At 61.8% G+C, this 19,840-nt stretch carries 12 protein-coding genes; 8 read left to right on the top strand and 4 right to left on the bottom strand.

Annotated elements, in window-relative coordinates; translation table 11 throughout:
- Positions 1 to 17: 17 nt before the first annotated feature.
- Positions 18 to 953, bottom strand: a complete 936-nt coding sequence (rocF, locus tag PH551_RS24075) for an arginase (RefSeq protein ID WP_285195327.1) — start codon at positions 951 to 953, stop codon at positions 18 to 20.
- A gap of 122 nt (positions 954 to 1,075) precedes the next feature.
- Between rocF and PH551_RS24070 the strand changes: the two genes are divergently transcribed.
- Entirely contained in the window at positions 1,076 to 1,513 is a 438-nt protein-coding gene (locus PH551_RS24070) for an Lrp/AsnC family transcriptional regulator (protein WP_184454824.1), read from the top strand.
- Between the two features lie 6 nt (positions 1,514 to 1,519).
- Here the strand turns inward: PH551_RS24070 and PH551_RS24065 are convergent, their stop codons facing one another.
- From PH551_RS24065 to PH551_RS24055, 3 genes are all read right to left on the bottom strand, one after another.
- Positions 1,520 to 8,263, bottom strand: coding sequence for a translocation/assembly module TamB domain-containing protein (locus PH551_RS24065; protein ID WP_285195326.1), 6,744 nt, complete (start codon positions 8,261 to 8,263; stop codon positions 1,520 to 1,522).
- 60 nt (positions 8,264 to 8,323) lie between these two features.
- Positions 8,324 to 10,252 (bottom strand): autotransporter assembly complex protein TamA, encoded by a 1,929-nt coding sequence (locus tag PH551_RS24060; protein ID WP_285195325.1) that lies wholly within the window; start codon positions 10,250 to 10,252, stop codon positions 8,324 to 8,326.
- 167 nt (positions 10,253 to 10,419) lie between these two features.
- A complete protein-coding gene (locus tag PH551_RS24055; protein WP_004679653.1) occupies positions 10,420 to 10,677 on the bottom strand; it encodes a YMGG-like glycine zipper-containing protein in 258 nt (85 codons plus the stop codon).
- 328 nt (positions 10,678 to 11,005) lie between these two features.
- Here PH551_RS24055 and hemA point away from each other — a divergent pair, with 328 nt between their 5' ends.
- The 7 genes from hemA to PH551_RS24020 all read left to right on the top strand — a co-directional run bounded on the left by hemA (position 11,006) and on the right by PH551_RS24020 (position 19,830).
- The gene (hemA, locus tag PH551_RS24050) at positions 11,006 to 12,220 is read left to right on the top strand and encodes a 5-aminolevulinate synthase (RefSeq protein WP_285195387.1); all 1,215 of its coding nucleotides are present in this window, start codon (positions 11,006 to 11,008) and stop codon (positions 12,218 to 12,220) included.
- 341 nt (positions 12,221 to 12,561) lie between these two features.
- Positions 12,562 to 13,539, top strand: a complete 978-nt coding sequence (locus PH551_RS24045; RefSeq protein ID WP_285195386.1) for a LacI family DNA-binding transcriptional regulator — start codon at positions 12,562 to 12,564, stop codon at positions 13,537 to 13,539.
- A gap of 54 nt (positions 13,540 to 13,593) precedes the next feature.
- Positions 13,594 to 14,832: an ABC transporter substrate-binding protein gene (locus PH551_RS24040; RefSeq protein ID WP_285195324.1), complete on the top strand. Its 1,239-nt coding sequence runs from the start codon at positions 13,594 to 13,596 to the stop codon at positions 14,830 to 14,832.
- Positions 14,833 to 14,906: 74 nt separating this feature from the next.
- Positions 14,907 to 15,824, top strand: a complete 918-nt coding sequence (locus PH551_RS24035; protein ID WP_285195323.1) for a carbohydrate ABC transporter permease — start codon at positions 14,907 to 14,909, stop codon at positions 15,822 to 15,824.
- Entirely contained in the window at positions 15,821 to 16,684 is an 864-nt protein-coding gene (locus PH551_RS24030; protein ID WP_085779667.1) for a carbohydrate ABC transporter permease, read from the top strand. Before PH551_RS24035 ends, PH551_RS24030 begins: the two co-directional genes overlap by 4 nt.
- A 126-nt stretch (positions 16,685 to 16,810) precedes the next feature.
- Positions 16,811 to 18,733, top strand: a complete 1,923-nt coding sequence (locus PH551_RS24025; RefSeq protein ID WP_285195322.1) for a glycoside hydrolase family 127 protein — start codon at positions 16,811 to 16,813, stop codon at positions 18,731 to 18,733.
- Between the two features lie 23 nt (positions 18,734 to 18,756).
- Complete coding sequence (locus PH551_RS24020; protein ID WP_285195321.1) at positions 18,757 to 19,830, top strand: ABC transporter ATP-binding protein; 1,074 nt, start codon at positions 18,757 to 18,759, stop codon at positions 19,828 to 19,830.
- Positions 19,831 to 19,840 lie beyond the last annotated feature (10 nt).

The following is a 19,840-nucleotide window of genomic DNA, read 5'->3' as shown; positions in this document are numbered from 1 at the left end:
CTTCTCCCTCAGCTTGTCTATGCGGCGCGTGTCGGACGATCGAAGATGCGGCGGCCGAAGAGGCTTGCCGTCAGTTCCACCAGTATACGGGCGCTCTTGCCGCGATCATCGAGGAACGGATTGAGCTCGACGAGATCGAGCGACGAGACGAGGCCGCTGTCGGAAAGCATTTCCATGACAAGATGCGCTTCGCGGAAGGTCGCACCGCCAGGCACCGTCGTGCCGACTCCGGGCGCGATGTCGGGATCGAGGAAGTCGAGATCGAGGCTGACATGCAGCAGGCCGTTGGCCTTTGCGACAACAGCGAGAATCTCGCGCATGATGGCGCCGATGCCCTGCTCGTCGATCGCCCGCATGTCGAAGACGTTGACGCCGTGTTCATGGATTTCCTCGCGCTCGCGCGCATCGACCGAACGGATACCGACCTGGAAGACATTCTTCGGGTCGACGAAGGGCCGGTCCTTCGGGAGGATTTCGGCGAACTCCGCCTCGCCGCAGAAGAAGGCAACAGGCATGCCGTGAATATTGCCGGAGGGTGACGTTGCCGGAGAGTTGAAATCGGCATGGGCATCGAGCCAGAGCACGAAGAGCGGGCGCTCCTTGCTGGCGGCATAACGCGCCATGCCGGAGACGCTGCCCATCGACAGGCTGTGATCGCCGCCGAGAATCAGCGGAAAGCGGCCGGCGGCGGCGACGTCATAGACGCTGCTTTCCAATGCGCGGGTGAAGGCACCGACGATCCTCAGATTATGGGCTTTCGGATGATTCGGCAGATCCATCGCCGGCAGGATAGAGAGATCGCCGATATCGGCGACGTCGTGGCCGAGATCAATTAGGGTCTGGTCGACGCCGGCGATCCGCAGGGCCGCAGGGCCCATGGCGGCGCCTCTCCGACCCGAACCTTCTTCCAAGGGTGCGCCGATGAGGGTGACAGATCGCGATTGCGCATTCATTCGAGGGCTCCGTTTGAGGCCTGTTTTCGGCCGATAGTGGGATAAAGGGCTGGCGGCAAAAAGATGGAAAAGTGCCAGAAATGGATTATGATTGCGCAGATTGATAAAGCTATTTTGACAAAGTGTTCGACGTGGACGATCTCGATACCGAACTTCTGAGTGCGCTTCGCCACAATGCTCGCATGTCCGTCTCCTCGCTCGCGGCAATGACCGGTGCATCGCGGGCGACGGTCGCCGCCCGTATCGATCGGCTGGTCGCCGGCGGCACCATCGTCGGCTTCACCATCCGCACCAGTCACGAGACGCGATCCGCCGGCGTGCGCGCGATCGTCATGATCGAGGTGCTCGGCAAGCTCGCCGACAGGGTGGCCGATCAGCTCAGGGGTCTGCCACAGGTGCGGGCGCTTCACAGCACCAATGGCAAATGGGATTTCGTCGCCGAGCTGGAGGACCGCGATCTTGCCGCCTTTGACGAGACGCTGCGTCGAATCAGGTTGATCAACGGCATCAATTCGACCGAGACCAACATTCTTCTTAAAACGAGCAAGACGGGTTTCTAAGCTGCTTTAATATTCCCGTTCATAGACGATGCCCGCTTCGCCGGCGCCATTCCCGCCGGCGGCTCCCCGCAATTTGACGCCACGGCCGACATCGAGATTGATGATTGCCTTGGCGCCGGCCGAGCCGCCCTGCTGCAATTCGAAATAGGTACGGTCGTTGAGATAGCGGCCGACGCTGACGCTCGTCTGGCCCTTCGCGTCGGTGCTGATGTCGAAATCGTCGACGCCGAGCTGGTTGCGCAGACCCTCGAAAAGCGAGGTGGAGCGGTTGCCGGCCAGCTGGCTGACGGCGTCGGCGAGCTGGGCGATCTGCACCGGCGAGAGCTTCGACATCGACTGGCCGAAGATCAACTGCGCCAACACCTCGTCCTGCGGCAGCTGAGGCGAGGAGGAGAAGGTGATTGACGGATCGGTGGCAAGGCCTGAGACATCGACCGTCAGGGTCGTCGTGCCGGAGGTGGAGGTCGCTTCCATGTCAAGCGCCGGCGTCAGGTCGCCGGCAAAGGTGATTTTGCTCTTGTCGGAGAAATTGAGGCGACGATTGAGAATGGTGAGCCGGCCGCGGCGCATTGTAAAGCCACCGGTGACGATCGGTGCTGCCGCCGTTCCGCGGATCGTCACGAGACCTCCAAGCTCGGCATCGATGCCGCGGCCGCGCACGAAGATCTGCGAGGGCGCATCGATTTCGAGGTCGAGTGTGATAGTCGAGGACTTCTCGCCCGGCTTCCGTTCACCGTCATCGCGCAGCTGCGCCAGCACCGATCGCGGTGCGTTTTTATGCCGGATGTCGATTTCACGGAGTGAGGTCGGCAATCTTTCCGGGACGGTGATCGAGGTCTTGTCCAGCCGAAGCTTGCCGCTCAGCGTAGCACTCAGGATCGGCCCGCGCAGGCCGACCGTCCCGTTGACGGTCGAGACGACAAGTGTTCCGTCGACATAGACGGCCTTGTCGAGCTTAATCGAAATGTCGGCGGGAAATCCGCCGGCGGGCTGGATGCCGATGGTACCGCTTGCCGAAATCGTGCCGCCGCCGCCCAGATTGCCGCTGAGGCGCGAGATGACGGCCTGGTTGCCATTGAAGGTGACTGTGGCTGCGAGATTGTTGACGGCAAGATTGCGCCTGACGTCGACAAGCTTGGCGCCTGATGTCGAGACCGTGCCGTTGATGACGGGGGCTGCGGCCGTTCCGCCAATCTTAAGATCGACCTTGGCGACGCCGTCGGCGACAAAGCCCTGCTGTGCGAGCGGGGCGCCAAGCACGGCGAAGGGAACATTGCCGTTGAAGCGCATGTCGAGGGCGCGGTTGCCCGATATCACGACGCTGCCGCCGCCTTTCAGCGACATACCGGCGTCGCCGGTAAGGTTGGTGTCGACCGTCAGCCTGTTATCGGCAAGCTTGCCGGATGCGCCGATGGTGAATGGCGAAAGACCGGCGCCCTTCGTCTGGCTCGTTGCGGCATTCTTCCAGTCGACCTTGAAGTCCACGACGGGCGAGCTCAGCGTGCCAGTCACTTTGGCCGTCGCCGAGATCGTGCCTTCGGCTCCTATGCCAGGAACAAAACCGTTGGCGATGGCGGCCGGAACATTGGCGGCGTTTGCGGTGACGTCGATCGATCGGATCGTTGTGCCTGCAATGGAAAGATTACCAGCGGCTTTCAGCGAAATGCCGCCACCGCCGCTGAGGTCGGCATCAAAATCCAGCCGGTCGCCGGCATATTTTCCCGTCGCCGCCAAGGCAAGGCGGGAGAGGCCGGCGGCCTTGGTGTGGCTGGTCGCGGCATCTTTCCAGTTCAGCTTGAAATCGACGATCGGGTCTGCCGGCGTTCCCGATGTCTGGGCGCTCGCCGACAGCGTGCCTTCGGCACCGAGGCCGGGAACAAAGGCATTGGCGATATTTGCGGGCAGCGCCGGAATATCGGCATTGATCGAAAGGTCGCGTATCGCGGTTCCCGCGATCGTCGCGCCACCCGCCGCCTTGGCCAACATGCCGTCCTTGCCGGTAAGGCTAGCATCGAAGTCGACCCTGTCATTGGCGAACTTGCCGGTGACCGCGGCACTCAGGCCCGACAAGCCGCTGCTCCTGGTCTGGGCGGTGGCGGCGTTCTTCCAATCGAGCTTGAAATCGACGGCGGGTTTCGGCAGCGCTCCGGAGGCGGATGCCGTTCCCGACACGGTGCCCTCGGCGGAAAGACCGGGAACGAAGCCGTTGGCAAGGCTCGCGGGCAGATTGGCGAGATCGGCTTTGACGTCAATGTTGCGGACCGAAGTGCCCGATATCGCCACATTGCCCGCGGCATTCAGTGAGAGACCGTCCTTGCCGCCAAGATTGGTGTTGAAGTCGAGCTTGTTGTCGGCGAGGTGTCCCGACGCGGCAAGCGCGAGGCCGGAAAGATGCGCGCTTCTGGTGTGGCTAGTTGCGGCGTCCGCCCAGTCGAGCTTGAAATCGGCCTTGGGTGCAGCGGGTGTTCCGGCTGCAGAGAGCGTGCCTGATATCGTGCCGCCGGCCGCCAAATCGGGGAGGAAGGCATTTGCGAGAGCAGCCGGGAGTTTGACGATTTCGGCATCGACCTTCACGCTGTCAATCGCCGTACCGGCGAGAGCGACATTGCCCATGGCCTTCAATGAGAGACCTTGATCGCCACCGGCGGCCGCGTTGAAATCCAGCTTGTTATCGGCAAATTTCCCCGATGCGGTCATGGCGAGAGCCGCAAGGCCGGCACGCTTCGTGTGGCTTGTCGCAGCGTCTTTCCAATTGAGGTCGAAATTGGCGGTCGGGGCGGAAAGCGAGCCCGCAGCCGAGACCCTCCCCGAGACTGTGCCTTCGGCGGCGAGATCGGCGACGAAGCTGTTTGCCAAGCTTGCCGGAATATTTGACAGCGTCGCATCGGCCGCGACGGTGCCGATCGTCGTGCCGGTCACGACGACATTGCCGTTCGCCTTGAGCGAGAGGCTGTCTGCGCCGGCGACCGCGGCGTCGAAATCAAGCTTATTGTCGGCAAATTTGCCGGACGCCGTGGCATCAAGACCGGTGAGGCCGGCTCGTTTCGTGTGGCTCGTCGCGGCGTTTTGCCAATGGAGATCAAAATCGGCGATTGGAGCTGCAAGCGACCCGCTGGCGGCGACCGTTCCGGAGAGAGCACCTTCCGCTGCGAGATCGGGAACGAAGCCGTTGGCAATAGCCACGGGGATATTGTCCAGTGTTGCGTTGATCTTGACGCTGCCGACCGTCGTTCCGGTGATGTCCACGTTGCCGTTTGCCTTGAGCGAGAGGTTGTTGGCGCCGCTGGCCGCAGCGTCGAAATCGAGCTTGTTGTCGGCGAACTTTCCGGACGCCCTAGCGTCAAGACCGGTAAGGCCCGCTCGTTTCGTGTGACTCGTCGCGGCGTTTTGCCAATGGAGATCAAAATCGGCGATCGGAGCTGCAAGCGACCCGCTGGCCGAAACCATTCCCGAGATAGTGCCATCCGCTGCGAGATCGGGAACAAAGCCGTTGGCAATAGTTGCGGGGATATTGGTCAGCGTTGCGTCCGCCTTGACGCTGCCGACCGTCGTCCCGGTGATATCAACGTTGCCGTTTGCCTTGAGCGAGAGGTTGTTGGCGCCGCTGGCCGCAGCGTCGAAATCGAGCTTGTCGCCCGCGAATTTGCCGGACGCGGTCACATCAAGAGCCGCGAGGCCGGCGCGCTTCGTGTGGCGCGTCGCAGCGTTTTTCCAGGCGAGATCGAAATTGGCGGTCGGAGCCTTAAGCGAACCGGAGGCAGTCACCTTTCCCGTGATGGCGCCCTCGGCGGCGAGATCGGAAACGAAACCATTGGCGACCTGCGCCGGCAGGTTGAGGATATCGGCATCGATATCGAGCACCGGCGCCGTCGGATCAGCGAGCCCGACGTCGCCGCGGGCCTTGAGCAACAGGCTGTCGGCACCGGTGATTGTCGTGTCGAAATCGAGCTTCTTGTCGACGAATTTACCGTTGGCGATGATGCCGAGCGGTGCCAGGCCCGCGCCCTTAAGTTGTCCTGTGGTCGCATCCTTCCAGTCGAGTTTGAAATCGGCGATGGGTGCTGACGGCGTTCCCGTCACGGCAATCGTTCCCGAGATCGTGCCGCCAGCCGAAAGATTCGGCACGAAACCGTCGACGAGTGATGCTGGCAGCTCTTTGATGATGGCATCGAGATTCAGCGTCTCGCCGGCCGAACCGGTAACCGATACCGAGCCGGTGCCGGTCTTCAACGTCAGTCCGTCCAGATTAGCGACGCCGCCGGTGACCGTGACCCGCGTCGGAACAGCGAGTTCGATCGGAATGTTGCGGGGGCTTGCCGAGAGCCGATCGAGGTTGAGGCCGACATTGCCGGCGGCCATCTCGATGGTGCCGTCCGCCATCACGGGATTGCCGTCATAGGCAGCATCGAGGTCGAAGTTGGTGCGGTCTTGCTGCTTGGTAAAGCTGAGAGAAAGTCCGCCAAGTTTGTTCGCTCCGGCAGCTACTTCCTCGGCCCTGAGCGTGCCGTTTGCCGCAAGGGTGCTGAGATCGCTGACCGTGAGGTCGATATCCGGCTTAGCGATCGCCATCGTATCACGGTGGATCGAGGCGCCTGACGCAACGAGCTTGAGCGCGATCTTGCCGTCATGGCTATCGATGCCGAGCGAGCCCTTGAGGTCTCCTTCGGCTTTCTGTCCGCCGAGCGCGGCCAGCAAGCCGAGCTTGGGAAAATCGAAGGTCAACCCGCCCGAGGGTGTCAAGGAGGGCGAGAGCTCCAGATTGCCTGTCAGCCGGTTGCCGCCGACATCGGCGGTCAGTGCGGGAATGCTCGTCTTGCCGTTTTCAGAACGGATGTCGCCGTTGATGCCGAGCGGCTGTCCGTCGATCGTGCCGGTGGCCGCAAACTTCCCCTGCGGTGCCTTGGGATCGGCGACACCCGACAGATCGATATTGACGTCGGCGAGCGCGCGATCAGCTATCTCAAGGCTGGGAGCCTTGATATTGGCTGTCACGGAGATCGCCGGCAGTTCGCCTCCGATCCTCAGCGCGTAACCTGCTCCGCCGCTCGCGCCTGTCATCAGCTTGCCGATATCGGGCAGCCGGCCTGAAAGATCGGCGTTCAACATCGAGCCGTCGAGCGCGACGTTGCCGGCAGCTTCAAGCGTGCCGGATTTCAGGACGAGGTTGGACAGCGCGAATTTCGACGGGATCGTGCCGGTCACCTGGCTTTCGACCAAGATCGGCTGATCGAACCTGCTCGTCGCCGCGGCCGGCAGGGCCGCCGGTTCGACGCTCAGCTTGACATTGCCGGTCAGCGCGCGGTCCGCCAGCCGATAGGAGCCGTTGAGGCTGCCGTTGATATTGGCGCTTTCGACGGTGGTGCCGTTGAAGCCGATGTCGCCCGGCGAAATCTGGAGCGGCGCCGCGATCGTGATAGGGCCTTGAACTGCGCGGTTGAGGTTCGGCTCGGCAAAGGTTGCGTCGCCGGCCACGAGGCGTAGCTGAACGCTGCCGGAACGGCCGGCAAGATTGAAGGCGTCGCTCTTTGCTGTCAGCTTGACGTTGCCGATATCGGCCTGCGGCAGGGTTGCGCTGTCGAGCGAGCCGCTGAGGCTCAGTCGGGCGGTCTGCGCCTCGCCTGTTAGAGCCAGGTTGAGGCCTGATATCAGAAAGCGCGCTTCGCCTTCGGCGAGCGGCCAGCGGAAATCGACGGGGCCGGATGTGCCGAGGAGATTGGCGTTCAGGCTGTTGTTGCCGGCCGGATCAAGCGCGCCCGATGCGGCGATGACGACGCTGCCGGTGGCGATGTTGCCGGTCTGGATATCGAGCTTGCCATGATCGTCGAAGGTGGCGGCAAGGTCGATATTGGTTTGGCCGGCGAAAAGCGGCCGGAATGCCGCGGGAAGAAGCGAACTCAGGTCACCGCCACCCTTGAGATCGAGATGGTGCAGTCCGTCTGTGCCAATCGCATGCCGGCCCTCGATTGCAGCGCGCTGCTGTCCGTCGAGCGCAGCCTGCACTTTGCCCGTCCAGTCGGATATCGGTCCCTGACCGTCGAGGTCGATGTTGACGGCAGGATTGTCAGGCAGGCCGAGGAAGCCTGCCAACAGCCCACCCTTCGGCTCGGCAAGCTCAGCCTTCAGCCGCAGCCGGTTTTCGGCCGGCGCATAGGCGATATCGGCAGTAAGGCGCGCATCCGGAACCGCGTGGCGGCTGACATTGACCATCGCTTCGCCGCCGTCGCCATCGGCCGAAAGGCTGCCGTTGGCGGCGAGCGCGAAGGCGCGCCCGGCAAAAGCTTCGGCCAGATTGATATCGGGCAGGGCCACATGGTCGACATCGATCTTGACCGGAAGTGCGAAGCCGCCGGAATTTTCGGCGCCGGGCCGCGAAGGCAGGGTGCGCACCGGCTTGCGCAGCACGTTGATCGTGTCGATCTGGAAACGCTTGGCGCGGAATGTTCCCGTCAGCAGCGCCAGCGGGTTCCAATCGATTGCCACGCCGTGAATTTCCGCAAAAACGCCCCTGGTGTCGGATAGGGAGATTTCGGCGGCGCGAAGCCCGCCAGTCAAAAGCCCTTCCGGTTCGCGCACCTCGATCGTCATGTCGCGGTTGGAAAGAGTGGAGGCGATCCTTTCGGTGACGATGCGGGCGCCAAAGGAGGTGAAGCCGAAGATCGCAAGTGCCGCGACAGCGAGAATCAAAATGGCGCCTACGGCATAGCCGGTGACCCGCACGATCCAGTTGACGATTTTTGCCAGCGTTTGCATCGGCGCGGACTACCCCGTTTTCATGCGGCCCATCGATCGGAAGAAGCCGGAATCGCAACCCTAGAAGGATTGGCCGATGCCGGCATAAATTCCATAATCTGTGCCATCTTCGTACTTGTTCAGCGGCACGGCAAAATCAAGCCGCAACGGCCCGAAAGGTGTGGCATATCGTATTCCTGCGCCGGCGCCGGCGCGGATATCGGAAAAACCCGGGAAGGTGCTATCCGATACAGTGCCGACATCGATGAAGGGCACGAGGCCGATCGTATCGGTGATCTTGAAGCGGGCCTCCAACGACCCGGTCACATAGGAGCGGCCGCCGGTGGCATCGCCATTGTCATTGTAAGGCGAAATCTCCTGATAGCTATATCCGCGCACTGAACCGCCGCCGCCGGCGAAAAAACGCTGCGTGGCAGGAATGTCCTCGATCCCGCCGCCGCCGATCAGCACGCCGGCGGCGATCTTGCCGGCAAGCACGAGGCGGTCCTCGGCGCCGAATGGCAGATAGCCGGAGATCGAGCCCTCGAATGCCGCGTAGGGTGTGGCGTTGATGATCTCGTAGCCGGGCTTTGCCGATGCTGTCGCCCGATAGCCTTCGGTCGGATTGAACTTGTCGTCGCGTGCGTCACGATCATATTGAAGCGGCAGGGCGATGGTCAGATAGTCATTGGTGCCGAAGGCGTCATCATCACGCTCCCAGCTGACTTCGCCGCTCGCCGACACCGTGTCCTTGTCGGTCAGTTCATAGGAAAGGCCGAGCGAGGCGGTGACGAGCGTCGCATTATAAGCGTCCGGGTTCTGGGTCTTGGCGACGATGCCGGCCTTCAACGTGGCGGCCGGGAAGAAGGCGCCGGGCTTGGTGAAGAGGATGCCGGCGGAGTAGTCGAGGCTGCCGACATCGGTTGTTTCGCCGAGCCGCGAGACCGAGCCTTCGATCCTCAGCGTCTCGGCCTCGCCGAATAGGTTGCGGTGACCCCAGTAGCCCTGGATGCCGAGGCCGTCGGTGGTGGAATATTGCGCGCCGACGCCGAAATAACGCCTCTTGCCTTCGGAAACCTCGATCGTCATCGGCAGCGTACCATCAGGCGCCAGCACATCGCCCTGATGAATGGTGACGCTTGAAAAGACGCCGAGGGCGCGAAGCCGCTCGCCGGCCTTTTTCAGCCTTTCCGGCGAATAGGCGTCCCCCTTGTTCAGCCGGGAATAACGCTGGATGAAACCGGGCCGCACGGTTTTTTCGCCGGTGACCCCGACATCGCCGATCGGGGCGACAGGCCCGCCTTCGGCAGCAAGCACGATGTCGACCGTATCGCTCCTGTGATCGGCGACGACCTTGCGTTCGGTCAATTTGGCGAAGGGCCGGCCTTCACTTTTCAACTGTTCGACAATCTTGTCGCCGGCCTTGATGATGGCGAGCGAGCCGGCCTCGGCGCCGGGGGCAAGGTCGTAATCGGCGGGATTACGATCTGCGGCGTCGCCGCCGAACTGCACCTCTCTGACCCTGAACACGGGGCCGGGTGTTATATTGACGGTGACGGGGACCGGCCCGGAGCGGTCGAAGGTCGGATTGGGCGGCAGGTCGTCGATGTTTCTGCCATCGATGGTGATCGTCACCACGCCGCCATAGCGCGCCTTTTCGTACAAGGCGGCGATCAGCCGCTCGCGGTCGTCACGCGCCTTGACGACGATGCCGAGATCGCCGGAGACCGGCTGTTTCTGGTCGCTGACGAGGCGGGAGCTGTTTTCGAGCGCTTCCTTAAGATCGGGATCGGCGGTGTCGGCCTTGAGGTCGACTTGATAGCGCACCGGATCGGGCACCTGTTCGCTCTCGTCCTCCTCCTTGCCGAAGATGGTGATGCCGAAAAGCTTGAAGGCGTAAGCATCGCCGATCAGGACCGGTGAGAAAGCAGCTGCCGCTGCGACCACCATCATGGTGCCTGTTCGCCGATACGCAAAACCTATTTTCGGACTTGTCCCTCTAATCCGCATCCGCTGCTTTTGGTTACGCCTACATGAAGCTTCGTTGCCCAGCCGTGAACAGCTTAGCGGCAAAATCGCGCAGGGTGTACCATTTTAAATTGCCCACGCACTAATTCAGCACAAAAAATCCCGGATGTGTGTCCGGGATTTCCTGTTTTGCCGCTTTGTCAGCGCTCTCAGCGCGGGCAAGCGTCGATGTAACGGCGACCATAGCGGTCGCGATAGTAGCACTGGCCGGGCTGTTCCGCGACGCTGCCGATAAGAGCGCCTGACACGCCGCCGATGGCGGCCCCGACGGCCGCGCCGCGGACATTGCCGGTGACCGCGCCACCGATGACGGCGCCCGATGCAGCGCCGATACCGGCGCCCTGCTGGGTCGGCGTGCAGCTTGCGATCGACAGGCCGATCAATGCGAGTATGACAGCTTTTTTCATCTCTTCTCTCCGAGGTTGTTGTCCAGTGGGCAAAGGCCGTCCCTTTTGTTTTTTTGGCAGGCTAGCTGGAAAACTATGTCGGAAGAAAGGGTTGTCCACTCTTGGCCTGATTTTTTTCGCGAAGAGTGTTGTTGCGGCCGTGCGGATTTTGCGCCTATGTCAGGCGCTTTTGCGGCACCGGTCCCACTGATTGTGGCGCACGCATTTTTTCCTCTGGAATCATTCAAAAATCTGGGCCTTTTGCCGCAGTTGATGTTAAAGCAAAGGGTAAGCATTGACGCGCGGACGTCCGGTCGGCAAGAACGGCCGCGCGATACTGGAGCATATGATGGATTTCGAAGCATTTTTCAAAAACGAGCTGGACGGGCTTCATGCCGAGGGCCGCTACCGCGTTTTTGCCGATCTCGAACGTCACCGCGGTAATTTCCCGCGCGCGACGCGCCATACGTCCGACGGCGAGAAGGAAGTCACGGTCTGGTGCTCCAACGACTATCTCGGCATGGGCCAGAACCCGAAGGTGATCGAGGCGATGAAGGCCGCCATCGACCACTGTGGCGCGGGTGCGGGAGGCACCCGGAATATTTCTGGCACCAACCATTATCACGTTCTGCTCGAGCGGGAGCTTGCCGATCTGCACGGCAAGGAATCAGCACTGATCTTCACCTCAGGCTATGTCTCCAACTGGGCCGCACTCGGTACGCTCGGCGCCAAAATTCCCGGCCTGATCATCTTCTCCGACGCGCTGAACCACGCCTCGATGATTGAGGGCATCCGTTACGCCAAGTGCGACAAGGTGATCTGGAAGCATAACGACGTCGCCGATCTCGAAGCCAAGCTCAAAGCCGCCGATCCGAAGGTGCCGAAGCTGATCGCCTTCGAGAGCGTCTATTCGATGGACGGCGATATCGCCCCGATCAAGGAGATCTGCGATCTCGCCGACAAATACGGGGCAATGACCTATCTCGACGAAGTCCATGGCGTCGGCATGTACGGCCCGCGCGGCGGCGGCATTGCCGAACGGGAGGGGCTGATGGACCGGCTGACGGTGATCGAGGGCACGCTCGGCAAGGCCTTCGGGGTGATGGGCGGCTATATCGCCGCGTCGACAGCCCTTTGCGATTTCATCCGCTCCTTCGCCTCCGGCTTCATCTTCACCACGGCGCTGCCGCCGGCGCTCGCCGCCGGTGCGGTGGCCTCGATCCAGCATCTGAAGGTCAGCCAATTCGAGCGCGCCCGCCATCAGGACCGGGTGCGCAAGCTGCGCTCGCTGCTCGACCAGCGCGGCATTCCGCATATGCACAATCCCAGCCATATCGTACCGGTGATGGTCGGCGATGCCGCCAAGTGCAAGTGGATCTCCGACCTGCTGCTCGACAATTGCGGCGTCTATGTCCAGCCGATCAACTATCCCACCGTGCCGAAGAAGACCGAGCGACTGCGCATCACCCCGACGCCGCTGCATTCCGACGCCGATATCGCCCATCTCGTCGAGGCCCTGCATTCGCTCTGGTCGCGTTGCGCGCTGGCAAGGCACGTCGCCTGATCTAGCGATCGCTTGGGTTCTAGCTTCCGCGAATCAGAACCTCCATCGGGTTCTGACGGCGGTTGTTCGTTCCGCATTCATTAGCTGATTAAGATTATCCAGCGCTGCCCTTCGCTCTAAGATGAGTGACGCATTGCAAGTCGGTCCTATGGATTCGCATCGGCCGTTGCAACGCCTTCCTTCCAGACAATCCATGCCTCGCCGCTCCGTCTCTCGAATTGCATGAGAAAACCTTTTCTCACTTGACAGGCAGAATGGTAAAAGCTTTTCTCAAGCCATTTCAGAAGGAGGAAAGCCTGAACATATCGGGAGGAAAAAGAGGCAGGATCACCATCCATGAGGTGGCGTCGGCCGCCGGGGTGAGCATCTCGACGGCGTCGAAGGCGCTCAACGACACCGGTCGGATGGGGACGGAAACCCGCGAGCGCGTGAAGCGGATTGCCGGCGAAATCGGATATCGGCCAAATGCGCTGGCAAGAGGTCTTCTCAGCAAGCGCAGCTTCACCATCGGGCTGCTGACGAACGACACCTACGGCCGTTTCACGCTGCCTGTGATGGCGGGTATTTCGGACGCGCTCGTCGATCATGGCGTTTCGGTTTTCCTATGCGCCATCGAAGACGATCCGGCGCTCGCTCAGATCCATGTCGATGCGATGCTGGACAAGCAGGTCGACGGTATCATCGCAACCGGCAAGCGGCTGGACAGGCGTCTGCCCGTCGATCTGTCGAATTTGCATGTGCCTGTCGTCTACGCCTTCACCGAGGGGACGCCGAACAGCGTTACTTTCCGTTCGGACGACGGGCAGGGTGCGAGATTGGCGGTGGAATGGCTCGTGACGATCGGGCGGCGGCGGATTGCGCATATTACCGGGCCGGAGGACTTCTTTTCGGTGCGGGAGCGGGCCGGGGCCTATCGTCAGGTGGCGGGCCACCGCGAGCCGGTGCTCTACGGCATCTGGTCGGAGAGCTGGGGCCATGAGGCGGTGGAACAGCTTTGGAAGAGGCCAGGGGAAAAGCCCGATGCGCTCTTCTGCGGCAACGACCAGATCGCCCGTGGGGCGGTGGATGCGCTGCGTGAGCGCGGCGTCAAGGTGCCGCAGGACGTGTCGGTGATCGGCTTCGACAATTGGGAGATTGTCGCGGCCCAGACGCGGCCGCCGCTGACGACGGTAGATATGGAACTGAAGGAACTCGGGCGGCAGGCCGGATTGACCGTGCTGGCGCTTGCGGAAGGACGGCCTGTCGAGCCGGGAGTGAGAAAGTTGCCCTGCCGGCTCGTCGTTCGGCGGTCATGCGGGGGTAGAACCCCCGGGGAATGAGAATCACGGAAATGAGCAAAGGCGCGAGGAGAGCGCCATATTGGGAGGAGTGTCATGATCAAGCGTCTATTGGCGGCGACCGGTATCGCCACCTTGTGCCTGGTTTCGGCTGCATCGGCGGCCGAAAACGTCGAAATGTGGGTTCGCTCGGGGATCGGCGACGCCTTCAAGAAAGTCGTCGAAGCCTATAATTCCAGCCACGAGAACAAGGTCGTAATGACCGAAGTGCCGTTCTCCGAGCTGGTGCAGAAATATGCGACGGCAATCGCTGGCGGACAGGCGCCCGACGCGCTGTCGATGGACCTCATCTACAATCCTGCCTTTGCCGCGGCCGGCCAGCTCGAAGACCTGACGGACTGGGCGAAGTCGCTGCCCTATTTCAATTCGCTTTCGCCGTCGCATGTCCGCCTCGGCACCTATCAGGACAAGATCTACGGCCTGCCGCTCTCCGTCGAGACATCGGTCTTCGCCTGGAACAAGGACCTCTACAAGAAGGCCGGTCTCGACCCGGAGAAGGCGCCGGCGAACTGGGATGAAATTACCGCCAATGCGGAGAAGATCCGGGCACTCGGTGACGACACCTACGGCTTCTATTTCTCCGGCGGCGGCTGCGGTGGCTGCATGATCTTCACCTTCACGCCGCTCGTCTGGGGTGCGGGCGCCGACATCCTGTCGGCCGACAGCAAGACGGCGACGCTCGATACGCCTCAGATGCGCAAGGCCGTCGACATCTACCGCAACATGGTCAAAAAGGACCTCGTGCCGGCGGGTGCGGCCAGCGACAACGGTACGAACTTCCTGACCTTCACCAACGGCAAGATCGGCCAGCAGAGCCTCGGCGCCTTTGCCATCGGCACGCTGGTGACCCAGCATCCCGAGATCAATTTCGGTGTGACCCTCATCCCCGGGGTCGACGGCAATCCTTCCTCCTTTGCCGGCGGCGACAACTTCGTCATCACCAAGGGCACCAAGAAGATCGACGCCGTGAAGGAGTTCCTCGAATATATCTATTCCGAGGACGGCCAGAAGGTGATGGCGAAATATGGCAGCCTGCCGACCCGCGGCGACATCGCCGGTAAGGTGCTGGAAGGTCTCGATCCGCGCATGCAGGTCGGCCTCAAGGCGATCGGCGTCGCCAAGACGCCCTATACGCTGCAGTTCAACGACCTGATCAACAGCGCCAACGGCCCATGGGCAAGCTTCACCAACGCGGCGATCTTCGGCGACGATGTCGACGGCGCGTTCTCGAGCGCCCAGTCGGAAATGCAGTCGATCATCGATAGCGGCCAATAACTCTCCCGAGGCCGCGGCCGGGGAGCGGTGGCAGCTTCCCGGCCATTTTCAATTGACAGATGCGGAGCGTTTCGATGACCGGTTCCGGTTCGAATATCCTATTGCCCCGGCGAAAGCGGCGGCGCAGATCGAATTGGCGCGGCCCGCTCTACATCGCGCCGGCCATGGCGCTGGTCATCGTCTTCTTCGTCATGCCGGTTCTCTTCACGGGGTGGATGAGCCTTCACAACTGGCCGCTGATGGGAGCGTCGCGCTGGATCGGCTTCAACAATTATTTCCGTATGTTCAACGACACCCGTTTCATAGCGGCACTGAATTTCACCGCCTATTACACCGTGATCGTCACTATCGCGATCTTCGCTGTCGCCTTTCCGCTGGCGATCTTCGTCGAAAAGGAACGGCAGTTCGTCAGCGCCTACCGCACGATCATCTTCCTGCCGGTCGTGGTCGGCCTTGCCACGGCCTCGCTGCTCTGGGTCTGGCTTGCCAATGTCGATAGCGGCTTCATCGGCCCAGCCTTGAAAGCACTCGGTCTTCTGGAAAAGAGCCCCAACCTGCTTGCGACCTTCGACACCGCCTTTCTGACGGTCGTGGTGATGGTCGTCTGGAAGATCGCCGGCTTCACCATGATCATTCTGCTGACCGGGCTGCAGGCCATTCCATCCGAGCTGACGGAGGCGGCCCGCATCGACGGCGCCGGCCGCTGGCAGCGCTTCCGGCACCTGACGCTGCCGCTGATGCGCAAGACGATCGCGCTAGCCCTGATCGTCTCGGTTACCGGCTCGATCCTCGCCTTCGACCAGTTCTATATCATGACGGGGGGTGGACCGCAGAACAAGATGATCTCGGTGGTCTATTACATCTTCAACCAGTCCTTCGTCTCCTTCAATCTCGGCTATGGCGCGGCCCTCTCGATTGCGCTCCTCGCCATTCTGGTCGCCATCAGCATCGTGCAGCTCTGGCTGCTGCGCGTCGGGGAGGAGCGTCCATGACGACCTCAAGGCAACGCCGCGCCCGCAAGGCCATCCGCACGAAGTCGACCTATCATCTGGCAGGCATCGCCATTTCGATCTTCTTTCTGGCGCCGTTCGCGGTCACGCTGCTCGCTTCCTTCCGGCCGGGTGCCGAGGCCACCTTGCCGCCCTTGCCGCCGTGGCCGACATCCAGCATCAGCTTCGATGCCTATGCGCTGCTCGATACGTTCGGTGCCGGCATCTGGCGGCACATGATCAATTCGCTGTTCGTTTCGGTCGCCACCGTGGTGCTGACCGTTCTTGTCAGCCTGCTCGCCGGCTATGGCTTCTCGCGTTATCGCTTCCCGATGAAGAATGCACTGTTCGTGCTGATCATTGCTACGCTGATGATCCCGTTCCAGTCGATCCTGACGCCGCTCTTCATCATCCTGGCAAAACTTGGCCTCAACAATTCGCTGCTCGGGCTGACGCTCGTCTATGTGACGCTGCAACTGCCCTTCTCCGTTTTCATGATGCGCAATGCCTTCGACGCCGTGCCCAAGGAGATCGAAGAGGCAGCGCGCATCGACGGTGCGCGCGATCTGAGGCTGCTGGCGCGCGTCCTGCTGCCGCTGGTGCTGCCCGGTGTCGCGACGGTGGCGATCTTCGCCTTCCTCAATGCCTGGAACGAGTTTCTCGCTGCGCTCGTGCTGCTTTCCAGCAATGAGAAATACACCCTGCCGGTACTGATGACGGCGGTTCGCGCCGGACGGCTCGGCGCCATCAACTGGGGAGCGGTGCAGGCTGGTGTCGTCGTCATGACGATCCCCTGCCTGATCGTCTTCCTGCTCCTGCAACGCTACTACATGCGCGGGCTGATGGCCGGCGCGGTGAAATGATCGCAAGAACAGGATGATTTAGGCCGTCGGCCTAAAATCTGAATCCTGTTCTCAATTAAATAGTTAGAGCATGATGTCGTCCGAAAACCGCTCACACTTTTCGGCATCATGCTCAAGGTAGAGCCCATGACCAAGTCAAGCAATGACCGCCAGTTTCGTCCCGTCGCCGTTCCCGATGTCGAGCTCGGCGGCTTCTGGGGCAAGTGGCAGGACGCCGTCTGCAATTCCACCGCCGAGACTCTGCTCGACCGCTGCGTCGAGGCCGGCATGCTCAAGGCGATCGACGTCAACCAGCCGAGCCCGGGCGTCGTCATTCCCATTCAGCCCTGGGGCGGGACGACGCAGATGTTCTGGGATTCCGATCTCGGCAAGTCGATCGAGACGATCGCCTACTCGCTTTATCGCCGGCCGAACCCGAAGCTTGAGGCGCGCGCCGATGAGATCATCGACATGTATGAGCGGATGCAGGACAAGGACGGCTATCTGAACGCCTGGTTCCAGCGCGTCGAGCCATCCCGCCGCTGGACCAATCTGCGCGATCATCACGAACTCTATTGCGCGGGCCACCTGGTGGAAGCCGCGGTCGCCTATTATCAGGCGACCGGCAAGCGCAAGCTGCTCGATATCATGTGCCGCTACGCCGATTACATGATCAAGGTGTTCGGCCATGGTGAGGGGCAGATCCCCGGCTATTGCGGCCATGAGGAAGTCGAGCTGGCATTGGTCAAGCTCGCCCGGGTGACCGGCGAGAAGAAATATCTCGACCTGTCGAAATACTTCATTGACGAACGCGGCACCGAGCCGCACTTCTTTACGGCCGAGGCCGCTCGCGACGGCCGCAGCGCTGCCGACTTCCATCAGAAGACCTATGAATATGGCCAGGCGCACCTGCCGGTACGCGAACAGACGAAGGTCGTCGGCCATGCTGTGCGGGCCATGTACCTCTATTCCGGCATGGCCGATATTGCCACCGAATATAACGACGACAGTCTGACGGCGGCGCTGGAAACACTCTGGGACGATCTGACGACCAAGCAGATGTACATCACCGGCGGCATCGGCCCGGCCGCCTCTAACGAAGGCTTCACCGATTATTACGATCTGCCCAACGACACGGCCTATGCGGAAACCTGCGCCTCCGTCGGCCTGGTCTTCTGGGCGAGCCGCATGCTCGGGCGCGGACCGAACCGGCGCTATGCCGATATCATGGAGCAGGCGCTTTATAACGGCGCGCTGCCGGGTCTTTCCACAGACGGCAAGACCTTCTTCTATGACAATCCGCTCGAAAGTGCGGGCAAGCACCACCGCTGGAAGTGGCACCATTGCCCCTGCTGCCCGCCGAACATCGCCCGTCTGGTGACGTCGATCGGCTCATACATGTATGCGGTTGCCGATGATGAGATCGCCGTCCATCTCTATGGCGAAAGCACCGCCCGGCTGAAGCTTGCCAATGGCGCCGAGTTGGCGTTGGAGCAGAGCACCAATTATCCGTGGGACGGCGCGGTCGCCTTCACTGTCAAGCTGGCAAAGCCGGCTCGGTTCGCGCTGTCGCTGCGCATTCCGGATTGGGCAGAGGGCGCAACCGTCAGCGTCAACGGGGCGATGCTCGACCTCGGTGCTCATGTCCGCGACGGATATGCGAGGATCGACCGCGAATGGGCGGACGGTGATAAGGTGGCCGTCTACCTGCCGCTGGCGTTTCGTCCGCAATATGCCAATCCGAAAGTGCGCCAGGATGCCGGCCGCGTCGCCTTGATGCGCGGTCCGCTCGTCTATTGCGTTGAGACAACGGACAATGGCGAGGACCTCAACACCATCGTTCTGCCCCGCGACCTGTCGGCCGCCGAAACGGTCGTGCTGAAGGACCTCAATGATGCCGTCGCTCTCGATCTCAAGGTCGAGCGTGAGGAAACATCGAATTGGGGCACATCGCTCTACCGCAAGGCGCCGGCCGAAAGGCGGGTCGCCACAGCACGCTTCGTGCCCTATCATCTCTGGGACAACCGCGCGCCCGGAGAGATGCTCGTCTGGGTCCAGGCGGACAAGTAGGTCGTTTGGGGATGACGAACGGTATGGGTAACAAGAGCGTCGTCCTTCAGGACGTGCGAAAAAGCTATGGCAATCTGCAGGTGGTCCATGGCATCGACCTGACGATCGAGGAGGGCGAATTCGTCGTCTTCGTCGGTCCGTCCGGCTGCGGAAAATCGACGTTGCTTCGCATGATCGCCGGCCTGGAGGACGTGACCGATGGCGAGATCGAGATCAAGGGACGTGTTGTCACCGATCTCGATCCGTCCGAGCGCGGCATCGCCATGGTCTTCCAATCCTACGCGCTCTATCCGCATATGAGCGTGCGCGACAACCTGGCCTTCGGCCTGAAGATGGCGCGTACGAATGGTGCGGAGATCGAGACGCGCGTCAAGGCAGCCTCGGCGATCCTGAAGATCGATCATCTGCTCGACCGGCGCCCCGGCCAGCTTTCCGGCGGCCAACGCCAGCGCGTGGCGATCGGCCGGGCGATCGTGCGCGAGCCCGATGTTTTCCTGTTCGACGAACCGCTGTCCAATCTCGATGCGGAGCTGCGCGTGTCCATGCGCATCGAGATCGCCCGCCTTCATCGCGAACTCGGCAATACGATGATCTATGTCACGCATGATCAGACCGAGGCGATGACGCTCGCCGACAAGATCGTCGTGCTGCGCGACGGCCGCGTCGAGCAGGCCGGAACGCCGCGGGAAATCTACGAAAATCCTTCGAATACGTTCGTGGCGGGTTTCATCGGTTCGCCGAGGATGAATCTCCTGAATGCCCGATGGGGCGAAGGCGGCTTGGTCGATATCGCCGGCGGGGGCGTCGAAAGCGGCCTGCTGGCGAAAGACAGGCTGGCCGGTACGGCCGTGACGCTCGGTCTGCGGCCGGAGCATCTGAAAGTGGCGCCCGAGCTCAATGGCAGCCTGAGGGCAAGAGTCGATTTTTCGGAGTATCTCGGCGGAACGCAGTATCTCTATTGCCAGCTTGGCGATGGTCAGTCGCTCACCGTCGAGCACCGGTCGCCGACCAGCATTGCGGCCGGCGAAGAGGTCAGCCTGCAGTTCGAGCCCTCGAATTGCCGATTGTTCGACGAGCACGGCAATCGGCTGCGCTAGCCGACCGAGC

The sequence above is a fragment of the Rhizobium atlanticum genome (assembly GCF_030182485.1).
Lineage (GTDB): Bacteria > Pseudomonadota > Alphaproteobacteria > Rhizobiales > Rhizobiaceae > Rhizobium.
The sequence above is the reverse complement of the archived record's forward strand: the minus strand, read 5'-3'. Positions and strand labels throughout refer to the sequence as shown.

Coding starts and splice junctions, on each gene's coding strand:
- PH551_RS24020 (WP_285195321.1), top strand. CDS start 18,757: ATGGGTAACAAGAGCGTCGTCCTTCAGGACGTGCGAAAAAGCTATGGC.
- hemA (WP_285195387.1), top strand. CDS start 11,006: ATGGATTTCGAAGCATTTTTCAAAAACGAGCTGGACGGGCTTCATGCC.
- PH551_RS24030 (WP_085779667.1), top strand. CDS start 15,821: ATGACGACCTCAAGGCAACGCCGCGCCCGCAAGGCCATCCGCACGAAG.
- PH551_RS24035 (WP_285195323.1), top strand. CDS start 14,907: ATGACCGGTTCCGGTTCGAATATCCTATTGCCCCGGCGAAAGCGGCGG.
- PH551_RS24060 (WP_285195325.1), bottom strand. CDS start 10,252: ATGCGGATTAGAGGGACAAGTCCGAAAATAGGTTTTGCGTATCGGCGA.
- PH551_RS24025 (WP_285195322.1), top strand. CDS start 16,811: ATGACCAAGTCAAGCAATGACCGCCAGTTTCGTCCCGTCGCCGTTCCC.
- PH551_RS24040 (WP_285195324.1), top strand. CDS start 13,594: ATGATCAAGCGTCTATTGGCGGCGACCGGTATCGCCACCTTGTGCCTG.
- PH551_RS24055 (WP_004679653.1), bottom strand. CDS start 10,677: ATGAAAAAAGCTGTCATACTCGCATTGATCGGCCTGTCGATCGCAAGC.
- rocF (WP_285195327.1), bottom strand. CDS start 953: ATGAATGCGCAATCGCGATCTGTCACCCTCATCGGCGCACCCTTGGAA.
- PH551_RS24065 (WP_285195326.1), bottom strand. CDS start 8,263: ATGCAAACGCTGGCAAAAATCGTCAACTGGATCGTGCGGGTCACCGGC.